The 5,219-nt window shown below is 65.7% G+C and carries 5 protein-coding genes; all 5 read left to right on the top strand.

The window, feature by feature from the left end:
• A partial coding sequence (locus tag AC1D00_RS25400; RefSeq protein ID WP_477012536.1) for an SDR family oxidoreductase occupies positions 1-469 on the top strand: 469 nt, incomplete at its 5' end.
• A 10-nt stretch (positions 470-479) separates the two neighbouring features.
• Positions 480-1,994, top strand: a complete 1,515-nt coding sequence (locus AC1D00_RS25395) for an MATE family efflux transporter (protein ID WP_477012535.1) — start codon at positions 480-482, stop codon at positions 1,992-1,994.
• Between the two features lie 71 nt (positions 1,995-2,065).
• Positions 2,066-3,454, top strand: coding sequence for a surface carbohydrate biosynthesis protein (locus AC1D00_RS25390; RefSeq protein ID WP_477012534.1), 1,389 nt, complete (start codon positions 2,066-2,068; stop codon positions 3,452-3,454).
• 4 nt (positions 3,455-3,458) lie between these two features.
• Complete coding sequence (locus tag AC1D00_RS25385) at positions 3,459-4,862, top strand: capsular polysaccharide export protein, LipB/KpsS family (RefSeq protein ID WP_477012533.1); 1,404 nt, start codon at positions 3,459-3,461, stop codon at positions 4,860-4,862.
• Positions 4,863-4,873: 11 nt separating this feature from the next.
• On the top strand, positions 4,874-5,219 hold a 346-nt coding region (locus AC1D00_RS25380; RefSeq protein WP_477012532.1), incomplete at its 3' end, for a glycosyltransferase family 2 protein.

The following is a 5,219-nucleotide window of genomic DNA, read 5'->3' as shown; positions in this document are numbered from 1 at the left end:
GGATATCTGGCGGGAGATCATGGCGGTCAATCTCGACGGCATGTTCAACGTCGCGCAGGTGTTCGGCGGCCGAATGGCCGAGCACGGTTACGGCGCCATCGTGCAGACCGCCTCGATCTACGGACTGATGGCCCCCGACCAGCGCATCTACGAAGGCTCCGAATATCTCGGCCGTGCCATCAATACGCCGGCGGTCTACACCGCATCCAAGGCCGGCGTCATCGGCCTGACCAAGCACCTTGCGACCTACTGGGCAGCCAAAGGCGTCCGCGTCAACACGCTCACCCCGGGGGGGGTCGAGAGCGGACAGAACGAAACCTTCAAGCAGCGTTACGGTGCCCGCGTTCCGCTCGGCCGCATGGCCCGCGCGGACGAGATGGTGGGGACGATGCTGTTCCTGGTGTCGGACGCCGCGTCCTACGTGACCGGCCAGAACATCGCGGTCGATGGCGGACTGAGCGCGTGGTAAGCAGCAGCGCATGCTCAAACAGCTGATCCGCAACACGGTGATCTCCAGCGCGGCCTTCGGGGTCGCGGCCGTGCTCGGGCTGATTGTCATTCCGGTCATCATCCGGACCTGGGGCGTGACCGAGTTCGGCCTCATCGTGCTGGCGCGCATCCTGCTGCCGAGCGGCATGATGGGCCTGCTCGATCTCGGCCTGTCCGAGGTCACGACGCAGGCGGTGGCGCGCGCACGTGAGCACCGCAATTGGCGCCGCGCTGGCCAGCAGCTTGCGCTGCTGACCGTGATGGCCGCCGGCCTCGGCGCGCTTCTTGCCGTCACGATCTGGATCAGCGCGCCCTATCTCAGCATCGCGCTCCGCGTCGATCCCGTCCACGTCGATCGGTTCTCGCAGATCCTGCGCTACACGGCGCTGGCCAATCTGGTGCTGATCCCGGCGCTGGTCTGGGAAGGCATCGTCAAGGGCTTTGAGCGCTACAACGTGCTGCGGCTGGCGGAGATGGGCTCCACCATCATCTATGTCGCCGGCACGATCTGGGCCTCCCATGCCGCGGCTTCGTTCGAAGTCGTGGCCTATATTTATCTCGCCAGTACCCTGATGCGTGCGTGTCTGGTGTTCATCGCGGCCTTCATCGCCGTCGTGCGCAAGGTCCGGCTCGCGATGTGGGACGCGCCGATCCGGCGCGAGATGTTCCACCGCTGCGCGCTATTCGCGCAGGGCAAGCTGACCGGCGGCCTGGCGCTGCCTGTCCAGCCCTTCCTCGTCGGCCTGTTGTTCGGACCCAAGGGCGTCGGCGTGTACGACACCGTGGTCCGGCTATCGCGGGTCTCCAAGGTCGTTATCGGCCTGCTGACGTCGGCACTGCTGCCGGTCGCGAGCCGTCTGGACGAGCGCGGCAACGCCGACGCCTTCCAGCGGCTCGGCGAGTTCGGCCTCGTCATTCTGCCGATGTTCACGGTGCCGCCGCTGATGGCGGCCGCCGTGCTGTCGCCCGAGATCATGCAGGCATGGATCGGGCCGCAGATGGTTCCTTACGCGGTCTGGATGGGCTTGAGCTTCGTGGTGCCGATCTGCGCTCAGTACCTCGCGTTTGGCAACGTCATGTTCCTGACACGCACTGACGTGCAATCGCGCCTGAACCGGCTGATGATCTATCAACTGGCGATCTGGGCCGTGGTGGCGGTTGCGACGCTGCACATGTTCGATGAGCGCGCGCTGATCCTCGGGCAGGTGGTCGGCAACGCCGCGATTCTACCGTTGCAGATCGGTGCCGTGAGCCRCGGGTTGCAGCTTGACTCCCACCGCCTCCTCAGAGCACTTCTCGCCCAAGCCGTCATTCTCGCGGTCGTCAGCCTGCTGCTGCTCAAGCTTGCCGACTACGTCGCCATCGACAGCTTCTGGGGACTCGGGCTTGCGATCGCCGCATTTTGCGTCGTGAGCTGGTCCCTGCAATATTTCCTGGTTCTGGAAGAGCGCCAACGAGCGATCTTCACGGAACTAGGCCATCGCTTCGGCTGGGCCTCGACCTAGCTCTCTATTTCGCCCAGCATGTTCGGGAGACCGATGACCGCCTTGGTTAAGTCCACGAGGAGACGCGAACGGTGCGCATAGGCCTGGTGGTCGATCACCCCAAGCGTGACCTGCCGGGGGCAGTCATGCTCGGTTATCAGCTCGCGCGGCGCGGCGTCTCCGTCATGCTGGTGCCGATGTATGAGCAGGCAGTCGATGTCCCGCGGCTCGGGCTCGATACRCTGGTCGTCAACTACGCGCGGCCGGTCAATCTCGACCTGATGCACAGCTTCGCCAAGGCTGGCCTCGCGCTGTACGTGCTCGACACCGAGGGCGGCGTGCTTGCCGAGACGGGTGGCAACTCGCCGCCGGCGATGGCCGCACACATCAGGCAAAGTGGCTACGCCGACATCCTGGCCGGCTATTTCTTCTGGGGCAGCCGGCTTCACGATGCCTTCCTGGCGGCGGAAACCATGAAGCCAGAGCAGCTGCACCTCACCGGATGCCCACGCTTCGACTTTGCAGCCCCGCGCTGGCGTGCGCTTCTCGACGGCGAGCCGCGCGGCTATCTGCTCGTCAACGCCAACTTCCCGCTGGTCAATTCACGCTTTACCGGCAAGCCGGGCGGTGAGCGCGAGGCAATGGTGCGGGCCGGCTGGGACGGGGCCTATGTCGATCGCTTCATCGCGGACCTGAAGCAGGTATTCGCGAAGTATCTCGCCGAGATCGGCCGGCTTGCCGCGGCGCGGCCCGACCGCAACATCCTCGTGCGTCCGCATCCTTTCGAGAGCGAGGACGTCTATCGCAACGCGCTCGCGCGCCACGCCAACGTCGTGATCGACGGCACCGGCAGCGTGCTCGACCGCATCCGCAATGCGGCTGCAGTCGTTCATCTCAACTGCGGGACGGCCGTCGAATCGGTGCTGCTCGGGAAGCTGCCGCTGCAGCTCGAATACCTGAACACGCCGACGACGGCCGGCCATGCCGCGTTGCCCGCGCGGGTGAGCCGGCCCGTCGCCTCGTTCGAGGAACTGCTCGGCGCGATCGACCACATCGAGCGCGAGACCGAGACCTTCGATTTCGCACGCGTTCATGCCGCCGATATCGAGGCTTTCTTCCATCTCAACGACGGACAGGCCGCCGAACGCGTCGCCGATGTCCTGACCCGCACCGCAGGCTCGCGGCGGCCCTACGTCTCGTTGCTGGCGACCGTGAAGGGCACGCGCGACAAGCCGAGCATCGGCCAGATCGTCAAGGGCGCCGCTAGCGCCGTGCTCGGATCGGCCGTCACGGAGCGGCTGCGCAGCCGGTTCAATCCAGCCCGGCGCGACAAGCGGATCGAGCCGATCTTCGTCAACACCCTGCTTCAGCGTATCGCGACCCATGATCGCGCGAGCCCGGCGCAATTCACGGCAAGACGTGCGCACTGCGCGACGACGGGCCTGCCGCTCGCGAGCATTGCCATAGAACCCGCCCGATAGACTCATGGCCACATCTGCAAAAACCATTCTCATCACCACCCTTGCCGAATACCAGACCCGCTTCTGGATTCCGGTCGCACAGCGGCTGCGCGCGGCGGGCCACGACGTCGAGCTGCTCGCCTTCGACGACCGCAGCGCCGAGATGTCGGCGGTCGAGGGCGTGCCTGTCACGAACATGTACCGCGAGGGCCTCAAGGCCGGCCCCTCGCCCGACGATCGCCGGGCGTTCGATGCGCGCGTCGCCGCATACGGCCTCGACGGGACCAATTTCCTGTTCAGCCATGAGCGCTTTACTTTCGGTATCAGGGATACTGCCGCGTTGCGCCGGCGCTTCATGATCTATGCCAACGCCATGGAGGCGTTGCTCGACCGCCTGGAGGCACAGGGCAGGTCCGTCGAGCTGGTCCAGGAGCTGGGCGGGTTTCTCTCCGTCATCGCGAGCTTCTACGCCGCCAGGCGTCGCAACATCCGCAACTGGTTCATCGAACCGTCGTTCTTTCGCGGCCGGATGTATTTTACGCCCGACAGCCTTGCCGCTCCCGACGTGATGCCGACGCCGGCGGATACGACATCCCCCGAGGTGCGGGCCTATCTGGACGATACGCTGACGCAGCGCGCGATCGTCATCCCCAAGAAGGATCAGCATCATTATTCGGCGGCCTTCAAGAAGGTCGTGAACCTGCGCAACGCCCGCCGCCTCACCGAAAAGCTGTGGGACCAGTTCGCGCTCGGCAAGCATCAGGAGTTCGGCCACAATCTGCGCCACGCCCGCGTGCACGCTGCGATGGCGCTCAACGCGACGCGGCTGCGCAAGCTCTACAAGCCGATCCCGGACGTGCCCTTCGTCTACTATCCGTTCCACGTTCCGGCCGACATGGCGCTGACGCTGCGCTCGCCCGACTATCTCGACCAGGTCGCGACCGTCGACTTCCTGCTGCGGACGATCCCGGACTCGCATGTGCTGGTGGTCAAGGAACATCCCGCCCAGATCGGCGCGATCTCGGCCGACCGCCTGTTCGAGCTGGCGCGCCGGTTCGACAATTTCGTGCTGCTGCGGCCGCAGACCAACAATTACACCGTGCTCAACCGCGCCGATGCGGTCATCTCCGTCAACAGCAAGTCGGGCGCTGAAGCATTGCTGCTCGGCAAGCCGGTCGTGGTGATGGGCGATGCGTTCTACCGCTCCTGCCCGCTGGTCTACGCGGTCGATCGGCTGGCGGACGTGCCCGCGCGGCTGCGCGAGGCGCTGCGCGCGGGGCCGTTCGATCCGGCCAGGGGCGCGCCCTATTTCGAATCTGCCTGGCGCAGGTCGTTCCCGGGCGAGCTCTATATCAGCGATCCCAAACTGCTCGATACGTTTGCGGCCTCCCTGCGCGCCGCGATCGCCGAGCCCGCCCGCGTGAATTGAACGGACCCGACATGCCGCTCGTCTCGATCATCACACCATCCTGGAACGTCGAAGGCCTGATCGAGGAGACGATCCGCTCGGTGCAGAGCCAGACCTTTGCCGATTGGGAGCTCCTGATCGCCGACGACTGCTCGACTGACCGGACACCGCAGATCATCGCTGACATCGGCGAGCACGATCCTCGCGTCAAGCTGATCCGGCAGGCCCGGAACGGCGGCCCGGCGCTGGCGCGACAGGCCGCGATCGACCGGGCGCAGGGCCGCTACCTCGCCTTCCTGGACAGTGACGATCTGTGGCTGCCCGGGAAGCTCGAGCGACAGCTCGCCTTCGCTCGGGAGAAGCAAGCCGCCCTCAGCT

It is taken from the genome of Bradyrhizobium sp. P2_E8 (genome assembly GCF_056403875.1).
The sequence above is the reverse complement of the archived record's forward strand: the minus strand, read 5'-3'. Positions and strand labels throughout refer to the sequence as shown.

Coding starts and splice junctions, on each gene's coding strand:
- AC1D00_RS25385 (WP_477012533.1), top strand. CDS start 3,459: ATGGCCACATCTGCAAAAACCATTCTCATCACCACCCTTGCCGAATAC.